The organism is Stutzerimonas stutzeri (assembly GCF_002890915.1).
Taxonomy (GTDB): domain Bacteria; phylum Pseudomonadota; class Gammaproteobacteria; order Pseudomonadales; family Pseudomonadaceae; genus Stutzerimonas; species Stutzerimonas stutzeri_AF.
In genome coordinates this window covers 1-24634 of sequence record NZ_POUT01000003.1, presented here as the reverse complement: position 1 = coordinate 24634, position 24634 = coordinate 1, and the positions used below count along the sequence as shown (strand labels likewise).

The following is a 24634-nucleotide window of genomic DNA, read 5'->3' as shown; positions in this document are numbered from 1 at the left end:
CTGGCACGGCTTTCGCTCTGCCAGGGGAACCAGGCCGAACGGGCCAGCTGCCGCCGCAGGGCGCAGCTCGAGAACAACAATAAGGATCGCCGGATGACCATCGCTCAGCGTCTCATCGCCTGCCCGACCATGGCGCGCTCGCAACCGGAGCCACAGCCATGAACAAGCTCATGACCGCCGCCGAAGCCGTGGCACGCATCCCCGACGACGCCAATGTCGCCACCGGCGGTTTCGTTGGCATCGGCTTCGCCGAAGAGATCGCCATCGCCCTCGAACAGCGCTTCCTCGCCGAACGGGCGCCACGCGGCCTGACCCTGGTCTATGCCGCCGGGCAAGGCGACGGCCAGCACCGCGGCCTCAATCACCTGGCCCATGAAGGCCTGGTGCGACGGGTGATCGGCGGCCACTGGGGGCTCGTTCCCGGGCTGCAGCAACTCGCCGTGGACAACCGCATCGAGGCCTACAACCTGCCCCAGGGGGTGATTTCCCAGCTCTACCGCGACATCGCGGCCGGCAAGCCGGGGCAGCTGTCGAAGATCGGCCTCGGCACCTTCGTCGATCCCGCATTCGGCGGTGGCCGGCTCAACGCCCGCACCACCACCGAACTGGTCCAGCGCCTGGCCATCAATGGCGAAGACTACCTGTTCTACCCCAGCGTCCCGATCCACGTCGGCATCATCCGCGCCACCAGCGCCGATACCGACGGCAACCTGAGCCTGGAACGCGAGGCGCTGACCATCGAGAGCCTGGCCATCGCCATGGCCGCGCGCAACAGCGGCGGGCTGGTGATCGCCCAGGTCGAGCGCATCGTCGAACGCGGCTCGCTGAATGCCCGCGAGGTGAAGATCCCCGGCATGCTGGTGGACTGCGTGGTGCTCGCCGAGCCGGCCAACCACCAGCAGACCTTCGCCACCGGCTACAACCCGGCGTTCGCCGCCGAAGTCCGCGTTCCGATGGGCAGCCTGGCGCCGCTGCCGCTGGACCTGCGCAAGCTGATCGCCCGTCGCGCCGCCCAGGAGCTCGTGCCCGGCGCCGTGGTCAACCTCGGCATCGGCATGCCCGAAGGTGTCGCCGCGGTGGCCGCCGAAGAAGGCGTGATCGACCTGCTGACCCTGACCGCCGAACCCGGCGTGATCGGCGGCGTGCCGGCGTCGGGGCTGAACTTCGGCGCGGCCAGCAACCATAGCGCCCTGCTCGACCAGCCCTACCAGTTCGACTTCTACGATGGCGGCGGCCTGGATCTCGCCATACTCGGGCTGGCCCAGGCCGATGCCGCGGGCAACCTCAACGTCTCCCGTTTCGGGACGCGCCTGGCCGGCGCCGGCGGTTTCATCAACATCAGCCAGAGCGCCAAGCGCGTAGTGTTCGCCGGCACCTTCAGCGCCGGCGCGCAGGACATCCGCATCGAAGACGGCCGCCTGCGTATCCTGCGCGACGGCACGCAACGCAAGTTCGTCGACACGGTCGAGCACCGCACCTTCGCCGGCCGCCTGGCCGCCGAGCGCGAGCAGCCGGTGCTCTACGTCACCGAGCGCTGCGTGTTCCGCCTCACCCGCGACGGCCTGGAACTGACCGAGATCGCCCCGGGCGTCGACCTGGCGCGCGACATCCTCGCCCGCATGGACTTCGCCCCCATCGTCCACCAGCCGCGGCCCATGGACCCGCGTCTGTTCCTGCCCGGGAACATCGGCCTGCACGAACGGCTGACGCGAATCCCCGGATAGCCCGCAAGGGCAGCCGCGGCACGACTTCACCCGCAACACCCCGCAATGCGTATAACAACAAGAGGAAGCACACATGCAACATGTCCCCCGCACCATCTGCCAGCTGCTCTGCACCGGCGCCGTACTGGGCATCACCAGCCCGGCCAGCGCGGCCTTCATCGAAGACAGCAAGGCCAGCGTAGACCTGCGCAACTTCTACATGAACCGCGATTTCCGCTCCGGCAACGGTCAGTCGAAGGCCGAGGAATGGGCCCAGGGCTTCATGCTGAAAATGGAATCCGGCTACACCGAAGGCCCGGTGGGCTTCGGCCTCGACGCCATCGGCCTGCTCGGCATCAAGCTCGACTCGAGCCCCGACCGGGTCGGCACCGGCATCCTGCAGAGCGATCGCGAAGCACCCAACCGCGCCCAGGACGATTACGGCTCGGCGGGCCTCACCGCTAAGGCGCGCATATCGCAAACCACCCTGCACGTCGGCACCATGCAGCCGCTGCTGCCGGTGGTCATGCGCAACGACAGCCGCCTGCTGCCACAGACCTATCGCGGCGCCTGGCTGCAGAGCAAGGACATCCAGAACCTCACGCTGGACCTCGGCAAGCTCGACCGGGTCAACCAGCGCAACTCCTCGGACAACGAGGAAATGACCGCCTTCAATGGCGGCCTGCGCAACATCCAGTTCGGCCGCCATGCCACCAGCGACGAGTTCCTCTTCGCCGGCGGACGCTACAACTGGTCGCCGGAACTGAGCACCAGCTACTACTACGGCGGGCTGGACGGCATCTACAAGGAGCACAACCTCGGCCTGGTCCACGTGCTGCCGATCGGCGACAAGCAGAGCCTCAAGACCGACATCCGCTACGTGCACCAGACCGACGACGGCGGCAGCAACGTCGACGCCGACACCTTCGGCGCCATGTTCACCTACCGCCTGGGCGGCCACGCCTTCGGTGCCGGCTACCAGCAGGTCAACGGCGACACCGGCTTCGCCTACATCGCCGGCAGCGACAACTCGCTGGTCAACCTGGTGCAGATCAACGACTTCGGCAACGAGGACGAACGCTCCTGGCAGGTCCGCTACGACTACGACTTCGCCGCCCTGGGCATTCCCGGCCTGACCCTCATGACCCGCTACCTCTCCGGCGACAACGTCGACCGCGGCGCCGGCGCCAGCGAGGGCAAGACCTGGGAACGCAACACCGACATCGCCTACGTGTTCCAGAGCGGCCCGCTGAAGAACCTCGGCCTGAAATTGCGCAACGCCACCACCCGCAGCAACTTCGGCAGCGACCTGGACGAAAACCGCTTCATCGTCAGCTACAGCCTGCCGCTCTGGTAAGCGCAACGCAGCAGCACCTCCTCGTTGGACTTCGCCGGGCCTCGCGCCCGGCTTTTTTCTGGGGGGAAAGCTGTCGGTTAGTCACAGACGCTCTTTACTTTCACATCCACCTCAAGCTAACTTCCCGCAGAGAGGCGGCCATATGCCACCATAAAATAGTGACTATGTATTTTACAGGGATGGTTTTGTGACCTTATCAAAAACTAAAGTAGATCGTGCCGGGCTTGCCCTTGCCAAAGACAAATTCAAAGATGAGATTGATTACATTGAACTAGAAGATGTCTTTGATGGATATAGAAAAGCCCACCTCCAGCCTTTAACTGAAACCACGCTTGAAGTTCAACGCCTACTTTCTAACTATGACGGCTCCTATTACATTGCCCAAAGACTCAAAAGAAAGCCCCAAATAGTTAGAAAGCTTCAACGCCTAAGCGTCAGACTAACTCAACTACAGGACATTGGTGGCTGCAGGATCATTGTCCAGAAGAATAAAGATGTTGACTCCCTTGTTGAGTTCCTAAAAAACGAAGCAGAGAAGTCAGCATCGCTAAACATCGTCAAGCTCACCGATTATAGAGAGCGTGGACGTGATGACACAGGCTACCGAGCGCTCCACATAATACTTGAGCGTGATGGACGGTCACTCGAACTACAAGTAAGAAGTAGAATCCAGCACTACTGGGCTGAAAGCATTGAGCGCACATCTGTAATTTATGGCTATCACTTGAAAGAAAAAGAAGGCCACCCTGAAGTAATCGAGTAATTCAAGGTTCTATCCGATGTTTTTTATGAAATCGAAGCAGGTCGTGAGCCTTCAGTAGCTCATAAGTTAAGCATAGATTCTTTACGAAATTCTTGCGAAGCAATAATAAAACAGTCTGACAAACACAAAGTATTTGACAGTTTTGTCAATGAGGATGTCATCAAAACCTTGGTTGAAAAAGAAGCCAGAAGCGGTAAAGGCATGAACAACTGGATCCTAGTCTTTGACTGGAACCAAGGCTCTTTTTTAACTTGGGATATCGTAAGTCGAGATCCTGAGTCAGCAGTTGCCTCATATGTCTCCTACGAAAACCAATATCCTGCCGACCAAGGCTATGAGGTTGTTCTAATCGGATCATCAGAGGTTCTCACAGTAAGGAATACACACAGCCACTATTTTGGAATTGAAAGCTATACCAACATCCTTGAGAGTCTGGATAGTTCTATTGTTGGATTCACCCGCAAGATTGACATTGATGTTGGCGCCCGCCAGATATTGGCCTGCTTGCATCGACGTCACTTTTGGGGTAAGAAAACCATCCAAACAGATACACTGAAGAATCATTTTTGCAAAAACGTTATAACTTTCGATTCATCGCTCCGAGCTCTTTCAGAGAAGGAGCTTCTGATAACATCTCCCCAGACCGGTGGAGTCTCTCTCAACATTCGTATGAAGCCCGATATAGAGCAGTATTTATGAGAACCATCATTATTTAGAGCGTGATCCTTCAACGCACTTCTTTACTTCATCACCAATGACACTCCTTGGGTTCGGTGCAACAAGGCCCTCTATTGGCTTCACGCTCTCGTTGATCTTAGGCTCTGAGATTGGAGTGGGGGAAGGTTTCGCCCATTACTAGACGGGCCATAGTGTTGCTATAGGATTCGGCAGCAGGCCGCATTCATAACCAATCTGGGTAACGGTTTGGATTCTTCAGCTAGGCGTGGCTTGAGATTCGTCTGGACTGAAGCAGGCCCGACACAGGTCGAAATCGTCGATTACCACTGAGGAGGTGGCTACATGGCAATCAACGGCATGCGCCCCGTTCACCCTGGTGAAGTGCTGCGCGAAGAGTTCCTGGAGCCGCTGGGGATCACTCCCGCGGCCCTTGCCCGTGCGCTGCATGTATCGGCGCCGACCATCAATGACATCGTGCGTGAGCGTCGTGGAATTACTGCCGATACGGCTATCCGCCTGGGTCGCTACTTCGACACGTCCGCGCAGTTCTGGATGAACCTGCAGACCGAATATGCACTGGCAACGACCTACGCTGAGACCGGCGAAGAGATCGAGCATGAAATCGAACCGCTGCGGGCAGTCGGCTAAGGGCCGTGGTCGCGCTGTAGTCACCGGCCCAAAACAAAAAGGGGTTAGCTTTCGCTAACCCCTTGATTTGTCTGGTGGCTACACCGGGACTTGAACCTGGGACATCAGCATTATGAATGCTGCGCTCTAACCAACTGAGCTATGTAGCCAAGTGGCGCGCATTATTCTCTGGTCGCTGTGGGCTGTCAACCCTCGGCCCGTGGATTTTTTATCGTTTTCAATCGCTTAGTTACGAATGGTCGGAAGCGCCCCGTGTGCGCTGGCCGCGCGCGTCAGCGGTTCGGACGGAGCGCGGGGCGGGTGGCCAGCAGCAGGCCGCCGAAGATCAGTGCGCCGCCAATCCAGTGGAAGGTTCGCAGCGCTTCGCCCAGCAGCAGCCAGCCCAGCAAGGCGGTGAATACCGGCATCAGGTACATGGCCATCGCGGCCCTGCCCGCGCCGACGATCTTCACCCCATGGTTCCAGCCGAGGTAGGCGACCAGCGAGGCGAATACCGCCGTATAGGCGATGGCCGCGAGGTTGCCGGCGCTCGGTTCGAAGCCGCCGACATGGCTCAGTTCCAGCAGGTAGAACGGCAGGATCAGCGGTACCCCGAGCAGCATCAGGGTGCCGAGCAGCACCAGCGGCGGCAGCGTCAGGTAACCGGCCCAGCGCCGCAGCAGCAGCGTATAGAGCGCCCAGGCCAGTACGGCGAGCAGCATGATCAGGTCGCCCCGCTGGAATGCCAGGCCGGCCAGGGTCGCCCAGTCGCCCCGGCTGATCAGGTACAGCAGGCCGCAGGCGGCTACGGCCATGCCGTACCAGGCCCGGCGGCTCGGCCACTCGCCCAGCAGGAAGCCGGCCCCGATGAAGGTGGCCAGCGGCAGGCAGGTATTGACCAGGGTGAGGTTGATGGCTTCGGTGCTCTGCGCGGCGGTGTAAAGCAGCGAGTTATAGCTGGCGATACCGAGGGCGGCGACCACCGGCAGGCGCCAGCCCGCCGCACGCAGCGTCGCCCGGTGCGCCCAGATACCGCGCGCGACGAACGGCAGCAGCAACGATGTGGCCAGCACCCAGCGCCAGAACGACAGCCCCAGCGGCGGGATGTCATCGTAGAAGGCGCGGGCCACCAGCGCGTTGCCGCTCCAGCAGAGCACGGCGACCAGCAGCCCGAGAAAGGCCAGCCCCTGGCGGGAAGCCACTAGTTCGAGCGGGGCGGACGCAGGCGATACTGCGATGGCAGTTGCTCGAGCCCGCTGACGGTGACGTTGAGGTTCTTCCACAGGCCATCCTTGATGCCGTAGATGCAGCCATGCACGGAGAGCGGCTGGCCGCGGTGCCAGGCGTTCTGGACGATGGTGGTATGGCTGACGTTGGCGACCTGCTGGATCACGTTGAGCTCGCACAGGCGATCGACCTGCTCGTCCTCGGTGGCCAGCTTGGCCAGGTGCGTTCGGTGCTCATAGTAAAGGTCGCGGATGGTACGTAGCCAGCCATCGATGAGGCCGAGCTGGTCGTCGCGCATGGAGGCGCGCACGCCGCCGCAGCCGTAATGGCCGGTGACCAGGATGTGCTTGACCTTGAGCACGTCGACCGCGTACTGGATCACCGACAGGCAGTTGAGGTCGGTGTGCAGCACGACGTTGGCGACGTTGCGGTGGACGAACAGGTCGCCGGGCAGCATGCCGACGATCTCGTTGGCCGGCACCCGCGCATCGGAGCAGCCGATCCACAGGTATTCCGGGGCCTGCTGCTTGGCCAGCTTCTCGAAGAAGGTCGGGTCTTCCTGCTTGATGGCTTCGGCCCAGCGGGCATTGTTGTCGAACAGCTGATCCAGATCACTCATCTCATTATTCTCGAAAGGACTCGGGTACGAAGCGGCAACGTTATGACAGGCAGGCCGCCCGCCGCGTCACAGCCGCTCCAGCGACGCCTCCTCGACCTTGGACACGCGCGGCTGCGAGACGAACGAGCGCAGGTCACGCAGGAAGTTGTCACGCCAGGCGTCCAGGTCCGCCGCGCGGATGGCGCGCATCAGGTGCTCGTAGCGGTCCTTGCGTTCGGCCAGCGACATGCGCAGCGCGCGATCGAGCGCTTCGGCCATGCCGACGCAGTCGTAGGGGTTGATGATCAAGGCCGAGGTCAGCTCGCGCGCCGCGCCGGCGAAGCGCGACAGCACCAGCACGCCGGGGTCCTCGGGGTCCTGCGCGGCGACGTATTCCTTGGCGACCAGGTTCATGCCGTCGCGCAGCGGCGTGACGAAGCCGACATCGGCGGCGCGGAACAGCCCCATCAGCACGCGGCGGTCGTAGCTCTTGTTGAGGTAGTGCAGCGGTGTCCAGTCGAGGTCGGAAAGGCGCCCGTTGAGGTGGCCGGCCTGGCTCTCCAGTTGCTCGCGGATGTGCTGGTAGGTGCGCACGTCCGAACGCGAGGTCGGCGCGATCTGCAGGAACTCGACGTTGTTGCGATGGCCGGGGTAGCGGTCGAGGAATTCCTCGTAGGCGCGGAAGCGCTCCAGCAATCCCTTGGAATAGTCCAGCCGGTCGACGCTGATGATGGTCTTGCGGCGGGTGTCGGTGGCGCGGCGCATGGGGTGTGCGCGGCCCTTGTAGCCTTCGGCGAGCGTCTGGATCTCGTCCGGCACCACGCCGATCGGATAGACCCCGGCGCGGAAGTTCTGCCCGTAGGCGGTCAGGCTGCCGTCAGCCTCGATGACGCCGCGCACCTCGCGGGTGATGTAGTCCTGGAAGGCCAGCCGGTCGGTGTCGGTCTGGAAGCCGATCAGGTCGTAGTAGCAGAAGGTCTTCAGCAGTTCGTTGTGCGGCGGGATGGCGGTGAGGATTTCCGGCGCCGGAAACGGGATGTGCAGGAAGAACCCGATGCGGTTGCGAATGCCCAGCTGGCGACAGGCCTCGGCGAACGGGATCAGGTGGTAGTCGTGAATCCAGATGATGTCGTCGGGCTTGAGCAGCGGCTTGAGCTTCTCGGCGAGCATCGCGTTGACCCGCCGGTAGCCGTCGTATTCCTCGCGGCTGTAGCGGGCCAGGTCGATGCGGTAGTGGAAGATCGGCCAGAGCGTGGCGTTGGAGAAGCCGCGGTAGTACTGGTCGTAGTCGCGCTTGATCAGAGGCAGGGTGACGTAGGTGATGTTGCCCACCTGCTCCGTGCTGAGGGTCGGCGCCGCGCCGACTTCTCCGCTCCAGCCGAACCAGATCCCGCCGGACTGGCGCAGCGCGTCGTAGACGCCGACGGCCAGCCCTCCGGCGGCGACCTTGCCGGCCTTGATCGGAGCCACCCGGTTGGAAACCACTACTAAACGGCTCATGGCAAAAGTCTCGCTTCAGTCTGATTTTGTTATAGGTATGGCCGGCTCGCCGAGGCTGTGCAGCAACGCATCGAGCCAGTCGCCGACCGCCGCCACCGACGCCAGCCGCCGGTGCGCCGCGCTGGGGCCTTCGCCGACCTTGATGGAAAGCCCGCCAAGCGCGTTGACGGCGGCGAAGCCGGCTTCGTCGGTCAGGTCGTCGCCGACGAACACCGGCTGCCGGCCGCTGAACGGCGGCTCGGCCATGAAGGCGCGAATCACCTCGCCCTTGCTCGCGCCGCGCGGCTTGAGCTCGAACACGCACTTGCCCGGCTGCAGCGTCAGCACCTCGGCATGCCGCCGGGCGAAGTCTTCGGCGAGGCGGCGCGCCGTGGCCTCCAGCTCCGGCGCCAGGCGAAAGTGCAGCGCGAAGGCGACGCCCTTGTTCTCCAGGTACAGGCCGGGATACGCGGCGCAGGCCTGCGCCAGCTCCCGTTCGATCTGCGCCAGCACCTGCGTATCGAGCGCCAGGTCGCGCCGCCGGCCATCGGCGGCACGGCGCTCGGCACCGTGCACGCCGGCGGCGGGAAGCTGCAGCGGGGCGAACAGTGCGTCGAGCTGGCTGAGCGGGCGGCCGGAGATGACGGCGACGGGAATACCGGCGCCCTGCAGCCGCTCCAGGGCCGCCAGGGTGGGCGATGGAATGAATACGAGTTCCGGACGGGGCTGTATGTCAGCCAGCGTTCCGTCCACATCGAAGAAGAAGGCGCAGCGCCGTACCTCCAGCGCGGGTTGGTCGTTTCGATCGCTCATGAAACCTAGGACTCCGGATTGCGCGCGGTGGTTCGTCCAGTTTTTACATGGCCCTCAAGCGTTTACTGCGAAAGGACAGCATGGACCCGAATGCCGCTACCGGCCAGCGGCGGGGCCTGAATCTTCAGGATGGCACCGGGTCACAATCAGCAAGACCCAGCGTTCTGGAAGGAGAGGATCATGACTGATCGCAAACCCCGTACCTCGAGCGAAATCGACGATACCGAGGACCGCATGGGCTCCATGGAGCAGCTCGACTTCGACCAGCGCAAGGACGAACGCAAGGGCCGTATCGGCGACGAGGCACCGCGCGAGCAGGTCGAGGACGAATTTCCGCCGGAGCGCGCGGCCGAAGCCGGGATGACCGCCGGCGAGATGCCCGACGGTGATGCCACCCTGGACGACATGAGCCCGGAGACGCTGATTCCCGAGGACGGCGCGCGCTCAGCCCGCGAGCCCGGCCATGGCGGGCCGGCCGACCAGGAGCTGAGCGTGGTCTCCGGACACCGGATCGGCGCCGACGTGGACCTCGACGAGGCCGAGCAGGCGCGCTACGACCCGCTCGACGGCAAGCCCTGGGACGGCCCCGCCGATGGCGATCCGGATACCGGCCTCAGCGGCGGCGAGGCGGTATTGCCGGATGACGACAGCGTGCTGGAGGAGGATCAGGACGTCCTCTCCGACGAGGAACTCGAAGGCGAGGCCCCGCTGGACTCCGGCCGCGACAAACGTCCGGGCCAGTAAGGCCGGCCATGCGTAGCGGGTCGGCTCAGTCCAGCAGGGTGCAGGCCATGACCAGGGCGTCCTCGCGCCCTTCCGCCGACGGGTAGTAGGCTCGGCGCCGGCCTACCTCATTGAAGCCGTAGCGCTCGTAGAGGCGATAGGCCGAGGCGTTGCTGGCGCGAACCTCGAGGAAACACTCGCGTCCGCCGCGTGCGCGGGCCCGCTCCATCAGGTGCTCCAGCAAGCGCAGGCCGAGGCCACGCCCCTGGCTTTGCGGCTTGATGGTGATGTTGAGCAGGTGCGCCTCGTCAAGAATGACGTTGATCACCCCGTGGCCGATCTGCTGGCCGCCTTCGAACATCAGCCAGCATTCATAGGCCGAAAGCGCATCAGTGAAAATGCCGCGCGTCCACGGGTGGCTGAAGGCTGCATATTCGATCTTCAATACGGCGTCGATGTCCGCCTGGGTCATCGGACGAAAACTGACGGCATCACTCATTAAGCGTACTCACGAACCTATATTCCAACGCGGCATGCTACGGCGCAGGGCCCGCCACAGTTCGGCCTTGCTGGCCGGCTGCTCCATCAGGCGCTCCAGGCCGGGTATCGCCAGGGCCCGACCGAGGCCTTCGATGGCCAGCTCGCGGTAGCAGGCCGACTCGTCCGCCTCGGCGGCAAAACGCAATGCAGGCAGGCCGACCAGCCAGATGCAATCGCAGCCCATGCCTTCCAGCTCGGCAGCGACCACCCCCTGCACATAGTCACGCGCAGCCTCGGCGCCCTGGTCGAGGCTGCCTTTGTACAACAGCGGCCAGCGGATCGGCTCGCCGTCGCCGACCTGCTGCGGCTTGTCCGGCAGGCGCGCGGCGCGCAGCAGGTCCTTGAGCAGGATGTAGGCCGGATCGCGGCTCTGGAAGGACTCGCCCGTGGGCAGCTCCACCAGCAGCAGGACATTGCCGGCCCGCAGCAGTTGCAGGGCGAAACGTGGCGGCGGCTCGACCGGCTTCTGCTGTTGCGCCGAAACCTCCGGGGCAGCGACCGGCTCGGGCTTCTTCGGCTCGGGCATGGCGATACGCGGGCGCGGCAGCTCCGGGCGAGCGGCAGTTGCCGGCGCTGCCGCCACAGGTTCCATAGCCGGCGCGGCCACCTCGGCCGGCGCAGAGGGTGCGCGCGCAGCATCCGCCTCCGGCTCGGCAACGAGCGGTCGCAGCAGCTCGGCGCGCGATGGCGCGGCGAACGGCAGTTCGGTACGTGGCAGCCAGCTGGCTACCTGCATGGCGTCGAGGTAGGCGCGACGCCGGGTTTCGCTGATCAAACGCCTTCCACCTGCGGATGAGCCTTGGCGCCGACCTGCATCAGGTTCAGCGCGTTGAGATAAGCCTTGGCCGAGGCGACGACGATATCGGTATCGGCGCCATTGCCGTTGACGATGCGCCCGCCCTTCTCCAGTCGCACGGTCACCTCGCCCTGGGAATCGGTGCCCTGGGTGATGGCGTTGACCGAATACAGTTGCAGCGTTGCCCCCGATTCGGCGACCGCCTCGATGGCTTTGAAAGTGGCATCGACCGGGCCAGAGCCCTGCGCCTGGGCACTGCGCTCCGCTCCATCGACGCTGAGCACCAGCTTGGCTTCGGGCGTGGTGCCGGTCTTGCTCGCCACCTCCAGGCTGGCCAGCTTGAAGTGTTCGGGCGCCTCGTCGGCCAGCGTATCGGAGACCAGCGCCTGCAGGTCTTCGTCGAAGATTTCATGCTTCTTGTCCGCCAGATCCTTGAAGCGGGCAAAGGCAGCGTTCAGCTCGTCGCCTTCGAGCACGATGCCCAGCTCCTCCAGGCGCGAACGGAACGCGGCGCGACCAGAGTGCTTGCCCATGACCATCTTGTTGGCGTTCCAGCCCACCGACTGGGCGGACATGATCTCGTAGGTCTCGCGGTGCTTGAGCACGCCGTCCTGGTGGATGCCCGACTCGTGGGCGAAGGCGTTGGCGCCGACGATGGCCTTGTTCGGCTGCACCGGGAAGCCGGTGATGCCCGAGACCAGGCGCGAGGCGGCGAGGATGTGCTCGCTCTCGATGCGGGTGTGCACGCCGAGCAGGTCCTGGCGGGTCTTGATCGCCATGACGATCTCTTCCAGCGCGGCGTTGCCGGCACGCTCGCCAAGGCCGTTGATGGTGCATTCCACCTGCCGCGCACCGGCTACCACCGCCGCCAGGGAGTTGGCCACGGCCAGGCCCAGGTCGTTATGGCAGTGCACGGAGAACACCGCCTTGTCGGCATTGGGGATGCGCTCGAGCAACTGGCGGATGGTGTCGGCGTACTGGTGCGGAATCGCGTAGCCGACGGTGTCCGGGATGTTGATGGTGCGCGCGCCGGCGTCGATGGCGGCCTCGATGATGCGGCAGAGGAAGTCGATCTCCGAACGCCCAGCGTCCTCGCAGGAGAACTCCACGTCGGCGCACAGGCTACGGGCCTTCGTCACCGCGCGTACCGCCTGCTCGACCACCTGGTCCGGCTGCATGCGCAGCTTGTACTGCATGTGGATCGGGCTGGTGGCGATAAAGGTGTGGATGCGCCCGGCGTTGGCACCGGCCAGCGCCTCGGCGGCGCGTTCGATGTCGGCGTCCACCGCGCGCGCCAGGCTGCACACGGTGCTGTCCTTGATGTTGTCGGCGACCAGCTTCACCGCGGCGAAATCGCCGGGGCTGGCGATGGCGAAGCCCGCTTCGATCACGTCCACCTTCAGCCGCTCCAGTGCCCGGGCGATGCGCAGCTTTTCCTCGCCGGTCATGGACGCGCCAGGGCTCTGCTCGCCGTCGCGCAGGGTGGTGTCGAAGATGATGACGCGATCGTTGCTGCTCATAGGAATATCCTCACGGCTGCCGGGGCGCCCTTCGTGGGGCATCTGTAATTGGCCGATTGTCGCGTGAAATGAACGGGGCGGGAAGGCGCAGCTGCGTTTGGCGCACCGATAGCGGCGGTGTTGTCAGCGTAGGGTGGAAAACGCCGAAGGCTTTTCCACCAATGGGCGAATGTCGGTGGAAAACGCTTCGCGGTTTTCCACCCTACGAAAGCCAGAGCCGCCGACAAAGCAAAAGGCCCCGCTGCCGAAGCAGAGGGGCCTTTTGCTTTTACTTGCAGCTTATGGCTTGGAGCTTATGGCTGCCTTACCGGTCCCAGGGACGATCGCCATGCTCGTCCTTGATGCGAGTGGGCAGGCCCATCACATCGAGCAGCTTGAGGAACGGCTGGGCCGGCAGCTCTTCGACGTTGACCATGCGCTTGGCGTCCCACTCGCCACGGGCGATCAGCAGTGCCGCGGCGACCGGCGGCACGCCGGCGGTGTAGGAAATACCCTGGCTGTCCGTCTCGGCGTAGGCCTCTTCATGGTCGGCCACGTTGTAGATGAACAGCTCGCGCGGCTGGCCATCCTTGCTGCCCTTGACCAGATCACCGATGCAGGTCTTGCCGGTGTAGCCCGGCGCCAGCGAGGCGGGATCGGGCAGCACGGCCTTGACCACCTTGAGCGGAACCACCTCCAGGCCTTCGGCGGTGCGCACCGGCTGCTCGGAGAGCAGGCCGAGGTTCTTCAGCACGGTGAAGACGTTGATGTAATGCTCGCCGAAGCTCATCCAGAAGCGGATGTTCGGCACGTCGAGGTGCTTGGAGAGCGAGTGCACCTCGTCATGACCGGTCAGGTAGAGGCTCTGTTCGCCCACGACCGGCAGGTCGTCGGTGCGCTTGACCTCGAACATGCGGTTGGTCGTCCACTGGCTGTTCTGCCAGCTGTAAACCTGCCCGGTGAATTCGCGGAAATTGATTTCCGGGTCGAAATTGGTGGCGAAATACTTGCCGTGGGAACCGGCGTTGACGTCGAGGATGTCGATCGACTCGATCTTGTCGAAGTATTCCTGTTGGGCCAGAGCGGCGTAGGCATTGACCACGCCCGGGTCGAAGCCGGCACCGAGGATGGCGGTGATGCCCTTTTCCTGGCATTCGGCCAGGTGCTTCCACTCGTAGTTGCCGTACCACGGCGGCGTTTCGCAGATCTTGCCCGGCTCTTCGTGGATCGCGGTATCGAGGTACGCGGCGCCGGTGTCGATGCAGGCGCGCAGCACGGACATGTTGAGGAATGCAGAACCGACATTAATGACGATCTGCGATTCGGTTTCACGAATCAGCGCCTTGGTCGCTTCCACGTCCATGGCGTCCAGCGCATAGGCCTTGATCTCGCCGGGCTGCTTCAGCCCGCCCTTGGCCTGGACGCTGTCGATGATGGCCTGGCATTTGGAGATGCTGCGCGACGCGATAGCAATACGACCGAGTTCGTCGTTGTGCTGCGCGCACTTATGGGCCACCACCTTGGCAACACCTCCTGCACCAATGATAAGAACGTTTTTCTTCAATTCCGGGATCACTCCTTAATCTGTCGACCTCAGGAGAGGCTGGACAGGTAGTCGTCAAAGTTGAACTCGCGCACCACGTCGAGGCGGCCGTCGAGCTGCTTTACTACGATGGACGGCATTTTCAGGCCGTTGAACCAGTTTTTCTTGACCATGGTGTAGCCTGCCGCGTCGATGAACGACAGCCGATCGCCGATGGCCAGCGGGCGATCGAATTGGTACTCGCCAAAGATGTCGCCGGCCAGGCAGCTCTTGCCGCACACCATGTAGCTGTGCTCGCCGCCTGAGGGCGCCATCTTGGCGTTGAGGCGGTAGATCAGCAGGTCGAGCATGTGCGCCTCGATCGAGCTGTCGACCACCGCGAGGTTCTTGCCGTTGTACAGGGTGTCGAGCACCGTCACCTCCAGCGAGGCGCTCAGGGTGATCGCCGCCTCGCCCGGCTCCAGGTAGACCTGCACGCCGAACTTTTCCGAGAACGCCTTCAGCCGCGCGCAGAAGGCATCGAGCGGATAGCCTTCGCCGGTGAAGTGGATGCCACCGCCGAGGCTGACCCACTGGACCTGTTCCAGCAGATGGCCGAAGCGCTCCTCGATGGTGCTCAGCATCTTGTCGAACAGCTCGAAGCTCGAGTTCTCGCAGTTGTTGTGGAACATGAAGCCGGAGATTTGCCCCATGACCTTTTCGATCTTGGCCGGGTCCCATTCACCCAGGCGGCTGAACGGCCGCGCCGGGTCGGCCAGCAGGTAGTCCGAGCTGCTCACCTGCGGGTTGACGCGCAGGCCGCGGATGGTGCCCTCGGTACGATCGGCGAAGCGCTCCAGCTGGCCGATGGAGTTGAAGATGATCTTGTCGCAGTTGGCGACCATCTCTTCGATCTCGTCGTCGGCCCAGGCCACGCTGTAGGCGTGGGTCTCGCCGGCGAACTTCTGCCGGCCGAGCTTGAGCTCGTACAGCGAGGACGAGGTGGTGCCGTCCATATACTGCTGCATGAGGTCGAACACCGACCAGGTGGCGAAGCACTTGAGTGCCAGCAGCGCCTTGGCACCGGACTGCTCACGCACGTAGGCGATCTTCTCGAGATTGCCCAGAAGCTTCTGTTTGTCGATGAGGTAATACGGCGTCTTGATCATCTGTTCGTGCCCCGAGGGAGTCGCCGGCGGAACCGACCGCTCGCTTTTTGCAAAAAAGTGCGAATTGTGCCGGGAACCGACGGAGATCGAAATAGCCCTTCGACACTTCGTCATATTTGGTGACGTTCGGGCTTGCCCGATCCACCAACGAGTATGGCCAGGCTAACGCTCCAGCGATGACGTTCAGGTGACTCATGCGGGCGCGCCGCGACGGCGCGTCCGATTGTCTGCCCACCCATCATGCGGGCCCCAATGCAGTACAATCGGCGCTTTTTCATTGGCTGGACTGGCGCCACGATGATCGAACCCAAGCGCGTACTGCGTGCCCTCGCCGAACACTGGACGTTGCTCGAGCCGCTGTGCGAGCGCTTCGACGCCGGCACCCTGAGCCTGGTGGAGTTGCGCCATCAGCTCGCCGCACAGCTACCCGAAGGCACGCCCACCGACATCACCGCCCTGCTCGACCAGTGGATCCGCCTGGACATCCTGGTGCCGGTGGCCAAGAGCCCCAACCGCTTCGAGCTGAACGCGCAGATCCACGACTTCCTCGCCTACCTGCGCCGCGAGCACCGCCTCGGCCTGTGCCTGGAGATCGAGGCCTACCTGCGCCATCTCGAGCGCCTGGCCGGGCATATCCTCGATGCCTTCGAGATTCGCGACGGCAACGACCTGGCACGCCAGCTGCGCCTGCTCGACATGCGCGTGCGCGACGTGCTGAAGAAGCTCGACAACGACGAACAGGCCCTGGTCGCCGTGGCCGACCGGGCCAAGACCAGCGACCGCCAGATCCCGCTGCGCCAGCGCTATGCCGAGGTGCTGGCGACCTGGGACGAGTACGTCGAGCCGATGATCCAGCTGGTCTCCGCCGACGGTGCCTTCGAGCAGGGCGTTCATCGCGTCGAGCAGGTGCTGATGAAACTGCTCGGCGAGCAGCAGCGCCTCGGGCAGCTGGTGGACGACGACCTCCTGCTGCGCACCCATGCACGCATCCTGGAAATGCAGACCACCGCCCAGCTGACCCTGCGCAAGGCCCGCGAGCTGCTGCTGCCGCTGCGCGAGGAAGCGCGTCGGCACAACGCCGTGACCCGCGGCGCGGCGCTGGCCCTGTCGGCGATCCGCAAGAAGGGCCTGGACGCCGTACCACAGGCCTCGCTGCCGCTGTTCACCCGTCCACAGAGCACCTTTCTCGGCACTGCCAGCCAGGTCGAGGCCTACGTCTACGCCCTGGCCCGCTTCGAGCCGAAGCCGGCGCAGTTCCCGCGGGCCAGCGGCAAGCGCAAGGGCGAGCAGCCGCGCGCACCGCGCACCGCACGGGAGATGATCGAGCGTTGCCAGCAGGCACTGCCGCTGCCGGACCTGATGGCCTGGCTACTGGAACAGGAACCCGAGGGCGCCACCGACGAACTGCTCTACTGGTTCTCGCGCCTGTCCCGCGACAGCCGCTTCCAGCGCGATCGCCTGGAACGTCGCGAGTACCTGACCCGCGAACACCGCGTCAGCCTCAGCTCCTTTGCGTTGGTGGGCAGTGCGAATGGTTGAGCTATTCGACCGGCCGGTGGGATCGTCCGGTGGAAAAGGCTTCGCCGTTTTCCACCCTACTGTTACACCCACCTTCGCGCCCAAGCCTGACGTAGGGTGGACAACGCTTTGCTTGTCCACCTTCCACCCGACCGCACACCGCGACGGAAAAAGCCTCGCCGTTTTCCGCCCTACGATTGCCTGTGAGCCACATCTATGAACATCGACCTCAAGGAAATGACCCAGCTGGCGCCGATCTTCCGCGAGCTGTTCAAGGGCTATCACCTGTCGCGCAGCGAGCCGGAGCCCTACGCGCAGCTGTCGAACATGCAGGACCAGTACCGCGCACTGTTCAAGGCGCTCGGCTTCGAGCTGGTCTGCGATCCGCGCGGTTTCTACTACTTCGTTCCCGAGCAGATGGGCGCGCAGGTGAACAAGACCGCCCAGCGCCTGGCGCTGTTCACCTTCATCCTCGTCGAGCACCTGGCCGACCAGGGCCGCGACCCGCTGGCCGTGCTCGACGGTGGCAGCCTCGGTCGCGATGAACTGCCGGCGTTGCTGGACAAGTACCGCGACCTGTTCCTGCAGGCCGAAGTCACCACCCAGGAAGAACTGGAAGAGAAGGTCATCCGCCGCCTGACGCAGCTGGGCTTCGCCGAGGACAGCAACGGCGTCTACCGCTTCCTGCCGCCGATGCACCGTTTCCTCGACGTCTGCCTGTCGGTGCAGCAGGACCGCGATCTCGCCGCCAGCCTGCACAGCAGCGACCTGCCGCTGCCCGCCCCGGAGCTGATCGCCGAGGACGATGGCGAGGACGACATCATCCTCATCGAGGAAGCGGCCGAAGAATCGGAAGAAGAAGCCTTGGCGCGCGCCATCGCCGAAGAAAAGGAGCTTGAAGCATGAGCCAGGAACGCTACGGCATCCGCCGCTTCGCCCTGCTGAACACCGCCGGCTACAGCCTCGGCATCTTTCCGCTGGAAAACCCGCTGTCGGTCTACGGCGCCAACAACCTCGGCAAGTCCGCGTCGATCAACGCGCTGCAGTTCCCGATCCTGGCGCGCATGTCGGACATGAGCTTCGGCAAGTACAGCCTCGAGCAGTCGCGCAAGTTCTACTTCGCCTCGGACACCAGCTACATCCTCGTCGAAGTCATGCTGCCCCACGGCCCGCATGTGATCGGCGTGGCCGGCCGCGGGCCGGGCGGCGGCTTCGGTCATCAGTTCTTCGTCTACCAGGGTTCGCTGGATCTCGACCATTACCAGCAGAACGGCACCTGCCTGCGCCAGCGCGAGCTGTTCGCCAACCTCGAACGCGCCGGCATCAAGGCCTACGAGGCCAAGCCGGACGAGCTGCGCCGGCTGCTGGTCGGCGGGCATACCTCGATCCCGCTGGACATGACGCTGATCCCGCTGCGCTCGACCAGCGAGCAGAGCCTGAAGACCTTCCGCGCGCTGTTTATCAACCTCCTGCATATGAGGGAAATCACGGCGGCCAAACTGAAGCAGCTGTTCCTCGATGCCTTCGAGCACAGCCTGCGCTCGGGCAGCGTCGACTATATCGCCGCCACCGAAGAAGCCTTCCGCGACGTGCGCCGCATGGAGCAGGACTACCAGGCACTGGTCGCCGCCGGCCCGCTGGTCGAGGCGCTGGCCGCCGGTGTCGCCCAGCGCGAGCTGCTGCGCGGCAAGCTGCATCGCCTGTCGCCGCTGCTCGACAACCTGCTCGGCACCTGGCACGACTACGCCGATGCGCGCAAGGAAGAGCTGGTGATCCAGGCCGAGCACTATCGCCGCGAGCAGGACGGCCTGCAGAACGAACAGCGTGGTTCGACTGGCGAACTGATGCGTCTGGAGCGCGAGATCAGCGAAATCCAGCGCTGGCTGGGCGAGCTGGCGGTGCTGAAGAACCGCTTCGCCCTGGTCGAGGACGCCCATGTACTGGAGCAGCAGCTGCTCGCCGCCAAGGACGCCCACGACGAGCTGGCCGGTGCGCTGGCGCAGTCCCGCCAGTTCTCCAGCGAGGACCTGGACGAGCGCCTGCGTGATCTGGAAAAACGCCTGAGGTCGGTCCGGCAACAGCTCGACCATGCCGACAACAACAGCTACTCGCGTTTGCGCGAGGAGTTCTCCCAGGCCGATGTGGATCGCCTGATGCGCCTGTTCAATGGCCAGCTGTTCAGCCTGCCGCTGGGTGAAAAAGGCATCAGCGCCGAGGGCGACGACTGGGTCAAGGCCGTGGAAGCGGTGCTGGATCGTTTCAAGGGCGACACCTTCTCGGTGCCGGGCCTGTCCATCGACCTCTCGCATATCGAGCCACCGGCGCTGCAGGCCCTGGCCGACCGTGCCGCCCTGCGCGACCAGAAGGATCGCCTGGAGCGCGAACTCAAGCAGCTCAAGACCCAGCATGCGGTGGCCGTCGACCGCGCGGCGAGCAAGGCCCAGGCCGAGGCGCTGTATCAGGCCGTGCTGGATGCGCAGAAAGCGCTGGAAGACTTCCGCCGCGGCCAGACCCTGGCCGCCGAGGAACCGGCAAAGCTGGAGCAGTTGGCCCAGGCCGAAGCCGCCCAGGAAGAACTCAAGCGCACCAGTGACGCCTTTGCCGAGCGCGTACAGCACCTGTCCGCCAAGCTGCAGCTGGTCGGCCGGCAGCTGGCCGATCTCGAAGCCAAGGAGCGGACGCTGGAAGACGCCCTGCGACGTCGCCAGCTGCTACCGGCGGATCTGCCGTTTGGTACGCCTTACATGGACCCGGTGGACGACTCGCTGGACAACCTGCTGCCGCTGCTCAACGACTACCAGGACAGCTGGCAGGCGCTGCAGCGCGTCGACGGTCAGATCGAGGCGCTGTATGCCCAGGTGCGCCTGAAGGGCGTGGCCAAGTTCGACAGCGAGGAAGATCCCGAGCGTCGCCTGCAGCTGCTGGTCAACGCCTACGCCCACCGTCAGGACGAGGCGCTGACCCTGGCCAAGGCCCGCCGTGCCGCGGTCACCGACATCGCCCGGACGCTGCGCAACATCCGCAGCGACTACGAGAGCCTGGAACACCAGCTCGCGCTGTTCAACCGCGAGATCAACAAGCGTCAGGTTTCCAACCTGGCGAGCTTCCGCATCGTGCTGGCGCCGAACAAGGATGCGCTCAAGCACATCGACCAGATCATCCACAGCGCCGGGCAGTACGAGGAAGGCGAGACGCTGTCGGTATTCGATCTGTCCCAGTCCGCCGAGCAGGACGCGAAGAACGAGGAAGCCAAGGAGTATCTGGCTCGGCTGGTGGCGGCGAACAACAACCAGCTGGGCCTGAAGGACCTGTTCGAGCTGGCGTTCGAGATCACCAAGGTCGGCGGCCAGCCGGTGATTCATACCGACATCGACGGTGCGGCGTCCAACGGCACCACCATGACCATCAAGGCGCTGACCAACATGTACCTATTGCTGCACCTGATGGATCGCGAGCAGGCCGGGCGCATCCGCCTGCCCTACTACCTCGACGAGGCGGCAGACATCGACGAGCGCAACCAGCAGGCGCTGATCGAAACCAGCCTGCAGCTGGGCTTCGTGCCGATCCTCGCGTCGGTGAAGCCTCAGGTCTCTGCGCACGTCGCGATCGACCTGGAAGGCGGCAGCGGGCCGGCCGGCATCTACATCGACGAGGCGGACTGGAAATACATCAGCCGCCGCGAACCAGTCGCCAGCGAGCACACTGCGTCAGCCCAACGGACCGAAGAACCGGCCTGATCTTCCGCAACGAAAAAGGGCCCCGGAAGGGGCCCTTTTCATGTGCACGCAGGGGGCTTGGCCCTCCAGCAACGCCCGTCATCTATCGCCGGCGGCTCGCCCCAGTTCGATCTTCGGTGCCCAGCCAAACCACTCGTCCTGCGGTTCCTTGAACAGCGCGAAGGTCTGCCCCGGCAGAGCGCGGCGCCCCATCTGCTCGCCGTCCGGGGTGGCGAAGGCAACGCCGCCCTCGATCAGCGATTCCAACGAGTCGGTACGCAGGCTCGCGCCCTTGAACAGGCTGAAGTCCACGCCGAAACCACTGGTCTCCCAGAAGCGGCTGCCGGTGTGCACCAGCGGTGCATACTGCGGCTCGATCAATACCTTGATCAGAACCCGATCGGCGGTTGGCCCGAGGGCATAGTCCACCACCTCTCCTACTTTTACCTCGCGATAGGTCACCGCATTGCCAGGCTTGATCGAGCCCAGCCGCGCGGCGCTGAGCACCAGCGTCAGCCCTTCGCCAGCCCTCTGCGGTTCACGTTCCTGCCCCACGAAGCGGGCCTGCACAGCCGCGCCGGCCTTTCCCGGGGCGACTTCCAGATAGGGGCCGGTCACCAACGTATCCAGATTGGCCGTACGCATGATGCCGAGCTCGGGCCGGACCACCCAGAATCGCGTGCCGGCACGCGCGATATGTGCCTCCGCTGCGGTAATCCGTGCATGCAGCACGACATGTTGCAGATCCTCGCTAAGCGCGACGCTATCGACCTCGCCCACGTCCAGCCCCTTGTAGCGGATCGCCGTACCCGCACTCAGACCATCGCCGCGCTCCAGGCGAATTTCAATCTGCGTACCACGCTGTATCGCGCTGTCGCGATCCTTGTGCAAGGCGAAGCGCGGGATACGCTTGGCCGCAGGCGCCTGTGGATCGGGGGTTTCGAAGGCGATGCCGCCGGCCAGCAGGCTCTGCAGCGATTCGCTGCGCACTTCGATGCCGGATAGCCCGCCGCTCAGCGAGATGCCGCTGGCATTCCAGAACCGGCTGGAGCTGTTCACCAGATTGGCGTAGGGCTGCTCGATATGCACCCCCACCACGACTTTCTGCTGGTCATGGGAGAACTGGTAACTCTGGACCGAACCTACCCGCACCTGCCGATACAGCACCGGGCTACCGACATCCAGCGACCCCAGGTTGTCGCTGGTGAGGACCAGGTGCAGCCCCGGCGCCCGGACGTCCAGCGGCGGAGCCTTGGCCCGGGCGGCGAACTCGCGCTTGGGCGCGCCGCCTTTCTCCCCAGGCCGAACCGCGATGAAATTACCCTTCACCAAGGCTTCGAGCCCGGTGATGCCACCCAGCGAGATGGACGGCTTGACCACCCAGAAATCGGTATCCTCGACCAGATAGTCCTCGAACAGGGGATCGATGGAGAGCTCGGCCTGCGCACCGCTGAGGTCCGAATCGATGTCCAGCTTCTTCAACAGACCAACCTGCATGCCCTTGTACATCACCGGCGTGCGCCCGGCCTGGAGTCCCTCGAAGTCCGTCAGGGAAACCAGAGTCTTGATCCCCGCCTGGGCCGCATCGAAGTCCTCATAGAGGCGAAAGGGGATGCTCGGGTCTGTGGCCGGGCTGTCCTTGCGATGAACCGGGGTGGCGAACGCAATGCCACCGGCGACGATGCTGGCCAGCGATTCGGTGCGAAACTTCACCCCGGTCAATCCGGCATCCACGGTAACGCCGCTGGCATTCCAGAAGCGCGTGTGCTTGCGCACCAGATGGGCATATTCGGGCTGGATGAACAGCTGTACCTCGACCGTACTGTCATCTTCGGCCAGCACATAGTTTTTCACCTGGCCGACCTGGATCTGTCGGTAGAACACCGGGCTGCCACGGTTCAGCGAGCCGAGGCGATCGGCCTTGAGCGTCAGGTGCAGTCCGATGCGGCTATCCGACATCGGCGGCTCCTCGGCCAGCGCCGCGAAGCGCCGCGTCTCCTCACCCGCCGCCGGGCTGATGCCGATGTAGTTGCCCGACACCAGCGTCTCCAGTCCGGTGATCCCCGCCAAGGTAACGCTGGGTTTGACCAGCCAGAAACGCGTGCCGCTACGCAGGTAGCCTTCGACGTCCTTGTTCATCTCGATATCGGCGATCACCACCTGTCGACGGTCGTCCTCCTCCAACCGCAGATCGCGCACGACACCGATCGTCATGCCTTTGTGCAGCACCGACGTCTTGCCTATCTCGATTCCTTCGGCAGTATCGAATACCACCTCGATATGAATGCCCCGTTCGTTGTAGGCCTGCCAGGCCAGCCAGGCACCGATCAACAGCGCGACCAACGGCAGGATCCAGATGGCCGACCAGTTGGAGGCTGGACGGGTGTTCGCTTGCGGCAGGTCAGTCATGCTTGTTCCCGGATTGCGTGTTATCCCAGATCAGACGGGGGTCGAAGGTGATGGCAGCGAGCATCGTCAGGACCACCACGCTAGCAAAGGCCACCGCACCGAATCCGGCTTCCACCCTGGCGAGGCTGCCGAAGTTGACGATGGCCACCAGAATGGCGATGACGAAGATGTCGAGCATGGACCAGCGGCCGATCCACTCGATGAAACGAAACATCAGCAGGCGCTGGCGCGGCGACATCGGATGATGGCGCTGTACCGAAATCAGCAGCATCGCGATGCCTACCAGCTTGAAGGTCGGCACCAGGATACTGGCGATGAACACCACCGCGGCGATCGGCAGCATGCCATGCTTGGCCAGCGTGACCACGCCGGACATGATGGTATCCGGTGTGCCACTGCCGAGCATGCGCACCGTCATGATCGGCAGCAGATTGGCCGGCAGGTAAAGCAGTCCAGCCGTGAGCAGCAAAGCCCAGGTGCGGACAATGCTGTTGGGTCGACGCATATGTACGCGCGCGCCGCAACGTGTGCAGTGTTGTCGGCGCACACCTGGCAGTTCGCGATTCAATTGGTGGCATTCATGGCAAACCATCAGCCCGACATCAGCGGCGCGCATCGGTACGCTCCGACAAGGCTTCCCAGACCTGATGCGGCGACATCACCAGTTCCAACCATACCTGGACCACCAGTAAACCGGCAAAACACGCCAGGCCAATGCCAAGGCTCAATTCGGCCATATCCTTGAGCTTGACGATCGACACCAGGATGCCGAGCAGGTACACCTCGAGCATCCCCCATTCCCGCAGATGGTGATAGCTCCGGTAGAGAAGTATCCCGATCGGCTTTGCCCGATCGACTGCGATACAAAGCAATACCGCCAGCTGGCACAACAGCTTGAGCAAAGGGACAGCCATGCTGCAGAGGAACACCACCACGGCTATGCCCTGCATGTCACTCCGGTAAAGGCTCAGTACGCCGCTCCATACGGTGTCATCGGTGGTCCTTCCCAGCAGATTCAATTGCATGATGGGTAGGAAATTGGCCGGAACATAGAACAGCAGCGCGGCAAGCACCAACGCCAGCCCCGGTCCGACGATGCGATGGCGCAGGCGGAACAGCTCATAGCCACAGCGCGGGCATTCGGCAACCTCACCGAGATCAAGCGCGGGTCTGAGCATAAGAAGGTCACATTCGGGACAAGCGGCCAGTTGCTCGAGCGGAAGCTCGTCGAGCCCTGGCGTAGCAGCCGACTCCGGCATGAAGGACGTCCGAGTAAAGCGCTCATTCTAAACGAGCCGGGGTTGCAGCTGTCAGTAGCGCGCTACGAACGGTTTCGGAACAAGCGGTTCCGCCCGGCAGGATGCTGAAACGTAACCGTCCGCCGAACCCATCTCCCCGCTTCTTCCAGATAACGGCATGGTGTCCACCTATTTTTGGTGGACACCATTTCAAGCCACTTTCTGGAGGGTTTCGTGTCTCGACAGCGCCGTACATTTC

At 63.7% G+C, this 24634-nt stretch carries 22 protein-coding genes and 1 tRNA gene; 9 read left to right on the top strand and 14 right to left on the bottom strand.

The features are described from left to right. The first annotated feature begins 158 nt into the window (after nucleotides 1–158). From CXK94_RS07260 to CXK94_RS07245, 5 genes are all read left to right on the top strand, one after another. The gene (locus tag CXK94_RS07260; protein WP_102893825.1) at nucleotides 159–1724 is read left to right on the top strand and encodes an acyl CoA:acetate/3-ketoacid CoA transferase; all 1566 of its coding nucleotides are present in this window, start codon (nucleotides 159–161) and stop codon (nucleotides 1722–1724) included. Between the two features lie 73 nt (nucleotides 1725–1797). Then, the gene (locus CXK94_RS07255) at nucleotides 1798–3060 is read left to right on the top strand and encodes an OprD family porin (protein ID WP_102893824.1); all 1263 of its coding nucleotides are present in this window, start codon (nucleotides 1798–1800) and stop codon (nucleotides 3058–3060) included. A 187-nt stretch (nucleotides 3061–3247) separates the two neighbouring features. After that, nucleotides 3248–3823: a RelA/SpoT domain-containing protein gene (locus tag CXK94_RS22535; protein WP_219726489.1), complete on the top strand. Its 576-nt coding sequence runs from the start codon at nucleotides 3248–3250 to the stop codon at nucleotides 3821–3823. Nucleotides 3824–4024: 201 nt separating this feature from the next. Continuing rightward, complete coding sequence (locus tag CXK94_RS22530) at nucleotides 4025–4522, top strand: hypothetical protein (RefSeq protein WP_219726488.1); 498 nt, start codon at nucleotides 4025–4027, stop codon at nucleotides 4520–4522. A 321-nt stretch (nucleotides 4523–4843) separates the two neighbouring features. Beyond that, complete coding sequence (locus CXK94_RS07245) at nucleotides 4844–5149, top strand: HigA family addiction module antitoxin (protein ID WP_102893823.1); 306 nt, start codon at nucleotides 4844–4846, stop codon at nucleotides 5147–5149. Between the two features lie 72 nt (nucleotides 5150–5221). Here the strand turns inward: CXK94_RS07245 and CXK94_RS07240 are convergent. The 5 genes from CXK94_RS07240 to otsB form a co-directional block, all read right to left on the bottom strand. Further along, nucleotides 5222–5298, bottom strand: a tRNA-Met gene (locus tag CXK94_RS07240). Nucleotides 5299–5421: 123 nt separating this feature from the next. Further along, nucleotides 5422–6330 carry a DMT family transporter gene (locus CXK94_RS07235; protein WP_102893822.1) on the bottom strand — a complete coding sequence of 303 codons (909 nt, stop codon included), beginning with the start codon at nucleotides 6328–6330 and terminating at the stop codon, nucleotides 5422–5424. Further along, the gene (gene can, locus CXK94_RS07230) at nucleotides 6330–6974 is read right to left on the bottom strand and encodes a carbonate dehydratase (protein ID WP_102893821.1); all 645 of its coding nucleotides are present in this window, start codon (nucleotides 6972–6974) and stop codon (nucleotides 6330–6332) included. Before can ends, CXK94_RS07235 begins: the two co-directional genes overlap by 1 nt. A 66-nt stretch (nucleotides 6975–7040) precedes the next feature. Further along, a complete protein-coding gene (gene otsA / locus CXK94_RS07225) occupies nucleotides 7041–8453 on the bottom strand; it encodes an alpha,alpha-trehalose-phosphate synthase (UDP-forming) (RefSeq protein WP_102893820.1) in 1413 nt (470 codons plus the stop codon). A gap of 15 nt (nucleotides 8454–8468) precedes the next feature. Next, nucleotides 8469–9245: a trehalose-phosphatase gene (gene otsB, locus CXK94_RS07220; protein WP_102893819.1), complete on the bottom strand. Its 777-nt coding sequence runs from the start codon at nucleotides 9243–9245 to the stop codon at nucleotides 8469–8471. 180 nt (nucleotides 9246–9425) lie between these two features. Between otsB and CXK94_RS07215 the strand changes: the two genes are divergently transcribed. After that, nucleotides 9426–9989 carry a hypothetical protein gene (locus CXK94_RS07215; protein ID WP_102893818.1) on the top strand — a complete coding sequence of 188 codons (564 nt, stop codon included), beginning with the start codon at nucleotides 9426–9428 and terminating at the stop codon, nucleotides 9987–9989. Nucleotides 9990–10014: 25 nt separating this feature from the next. Here the strand turns inward: CXK94_RS07215 and rimI are convergent, their stop codons facing one another. From rimI to CXK94_RS07190, 5 genes are all read right to left on the bottom strand, one after another. After that, nucleotides 10015–10467, bottom strand: a complete 453-nt coding sequence (gene rimI / locus CXK94_RS07210) for a ribosomal protein S18-alanine N-acetyltransferase (protein ID WP_102893817.1) — start codon at nucleotides 10465–10467, stop codon at nucleotides 10015–10017. A gap of 9 nt (nucleotides 10468–10476) precedes the next feature. Beyond that, nucleotides 10477–11283: an energy transducer TonB gene (locus CXK94_RS07205; RefSeq protein WP_102893816.1), complete on the bottom strand. Its 807-nt coding sequence runs from the start codon at nucleotides 11281–11283 to the stop codon at nucleotides 10477–10479. Then, a complete protein-coding gene (locus CXK94_RS07200; RefSeq protein WP_102893815.1) occupies nucleotides 11280–12824 on the bottom strand; it encodes a 2-isopropylmalate synthase in 1545 nt (514 codons plus the stop codon). Before CXK94_RS07200 ends, CXK94_RS07205 begins: the two co-directional genes overlap by 4 nt. 304 nt (nucleotides 12825–13128) lie before the next feature. Further along, on the bottom strand, nucleotides 13129–14367 hold the full coding sequence (locus CXK94_RS07195; protein ID WP_102893814.1) for a saccharopine dehydrogenase family protein: 1239 nt from the start codon (nucleotides 14365–14367) through the stop codon (nucleotides 13129–13131). A gap of 29 nt (nucleotides 14368–14396) precedes the next feature. After that, on the bottom strand, nucleotides 14397–15494 hold the full coding sequence (locus CXK94_RS07190; protein WP_102893813.1) for a carboxynorspermidine decarboxylase: 1098 nt from the start codon (nucleotides 15492–15494) through the stop codon (nucleotides 14397–14399). A 252-nt stretch (nucleotides 15495–15746) separates the two neighbouring features. On the opposite strand from CXK94_RS07190, the gene mksB reads away from it, so the two are divergent. The 3 genes from mksB (at nucleotide 15747) to mksF (ending at nucleotide 20749) form a co-directional block, all read left to right on the top strand. Further along, a complete protein-coding gene (gene mksB / locus CXK94_RS07185) occupies nucleotides 15747–17033 on the top strand; it encodes an Mks condensin complex protein MksB (RefSeq protein ID WP_102893812.1) in 1287 nt (428 codons plus the stop codon). Nucleotides 17034–17228: 195 nt separating this feature from the next. Next, nucleotides 17229–17918, top strand: a complete 690-nt coding sequence (gene mksE, locus CXK94_RS07180; protein WP_049325173.1) for an Mks condensin complex protein MksE — start codon at nucleotides 17229–17231, stop codon at nucleotides 17916–17918. Next, nucleotides 17915–20749 carry an Mks condensin complex protein MksF gene (gene mksF / locus CXK94_RS07175; protein ID WP_102893811.1) on the top strand — a complete coding sequence of 945 codons (2835 nt, stop codon included), beginning with the start codon at nucleotides 17915–17917 and terminating at the stop codon, nucleotides 20747–20749. The genes mksE and mksF overlap by 4 nt, the downstream gene beginning before the upstream one ends. A 78-nt stretch (nucleotides 20750–20827) precedes the next feature. Here mksF and CXK94_RS07170 read toward each other — a convergent pair whose 3' ends face one another. The 4 genes from CXK94_RS07170 to CXK94_RS22525 form a co-directional block, all read right to left on the bottom strand. Continuing rightward, a complete protein-coding gene (locus CXK94_RS07170; RefSeq protein WP_102893810.1) occupies nucleotides 20828–23137 on the bottom strand; it encodes a PqiB family protein in 2310 nt (769 codons plus the stop codon). Then, complete coding sequence (locus CXK94_RS07165) at nucleotides 23130–23753, bottom strand: paraquat-inducible protein A (protein ID WP_102893809.1); 624 nt, start codon at nucleotides 23751–23753, stop codon at nucleotides 23130–23132. The genes CXK94_RS07170 and CXK94_RS07165 overlap by 8 nt, the downstream gene beginning before the upstream one ends. Continuing rightward, nucleotides 23740–24396 (bottom strand): paraquat-inducible protein A, encoded by a 657-nt coding sequence (locus tag CXK94_RS07160; RefSeq protein ID WP_102893808.1) that lies wholly within the window; start codon nucleotides 24394–24396, stop codon nucleotides 23740–23742. Before CXK94_RS07160 ends, CXK94_RS07165 begins: the two co-directional genes overlap by 14 nt. 22 nt (nucleotides 24397–24418) lie before the next feature. Beyond that, the coding region (locus CXK94_RS22525) for a hypothetical protein (protein ID WP_219726487.1) at nucleotides 24419–24634 on the bottom strand (216 nt) is incomplete at its 5' end.

What these genes read in the sequence shown, in the direction of transcription:
- mksF (WP_102893811.1), top strand. Translation starts at nt 17,915, where the DNA reads ATGAGCCAGGAACGCTACGGCATCCGCCGCTTCGCCCTGCTGAACACC.
- CXK94_RS07260 (WP_102893825.1), top strand. Translation starts at nt 159, where the DNA reads ATGAACAAGCTCATGACCGCCGCCGAAGCCGTGGCACGCATCCCCGAC.
- CXK94_RS07190 (WP_102893813.1), bottom strand. Translation starts at nt 15,494, where the DNA reads ATGATCAAGACGCCGTATTACCTCATCGACAAACAGAAGCTTCTGGGC.
- CXK94_RS07215 (WP_102893818.1), top strand. Translation starts at nt 9,426, where the DNA reads ATGACTGATCGCAAACCCCGTACCTCGAGCGAAATCGACGATACCGAG.
- mksB (WP_102893812.1), top strand. Translation starts at nt 15,747, where the DNA reads ATGCAGTACAATCGGCGCTTTTTCATTGGCTGGACTGGCGCCACGATG.
- CXK94_RS07160 (WP_102893808.1), bottom strand. Translation starts at nt 24,396, where the DNA reads ATGCCGGAGTCGGCTGCTACGCCAGGGCTCGACGAGCTTCCGCTCGAG.
- can (WP_102893821.1), bottom strand. Translation starts at nt 6,974, where the DNA reads ATGAGTGATCTGGATCAGCTGTTCGACAACAATGCCCGCTGGGCCGAA.
- CXK94_RS22530 (WP_219726488.1), top strand. Translation starts at nt 4,025, where the DNA reads ATGAACAACTGGATCCTAGTCTTTGACTGGAACCAAGGCTCTTTTTTA.
- CXK94_RS07255 (WP_102893824.1), top strand. Translation starts at nt 1,798, where the DNA reads ATGCAACATGTCCCCCGCACCATCTGCCAGCTGCTCTGCACCGGCGCC.
- otsA (WP_102893820.1), bottom strand. Translation starts at nt 8,453, where the DNA reads ATGAGCCGTTTAGTAGTGGTTTCCAACCGGGTGGCTCCGATCAAGGCC.
- CXK94_RS07200 (WP_102893815.1), bottom strand. Translation starts at nt 12,824, where the DNA reads ATGAGCAGCAACGATCGCGTCATCATCTTCGACACCACCCTGCGCGAC.
- mksE (WP_049325173.1), top strand. Translation starts at nt 17,229, where the DNA reads ATGAACATCGACCTCAAGGAAATGACCCAGCTGGCGCCGATCTTCCGC.
- otsB (WP_102893819.1), bottom strand. Translation starts at nt 9,245, where the DNA reads ATGAGCGATCGAAACGACCAACCCGCGCTGGAGGTACGGCGCTGCGCC.
- CXK94_RS07245 (WP_102893823.1), top strand. Translation starts at nt 4,844, where the DNA reads ATGGCAATCAACGGCATGCGCCCCGTTCACCCTGGTGAAGTGCTGCGC.
- CXK94_RS07165 (WP_102893809.1), bottom strand. Translation starts at nt 23,753, where the DNA reads ATGCGCGCCGCTGATGTCGGGCTGATGGTTTGCCATGAATGCCACCAA.
- rimI (WP_102893817.1), bottom strand. Translation starts at nt 10,467, where the DNA reads ATGAGTGATGCCGTCAGTTTTCGTCCGATGACCCAGGCGGACATCGAC.
- CXK94_RS07170 (WP_102893810.1), bottom strand. Translation starts at nt 23,137, where the DNA reads ATGACTGACCTGCCGCAAGCGAACACCCGTCCAGCCTCCAACTGGTCG.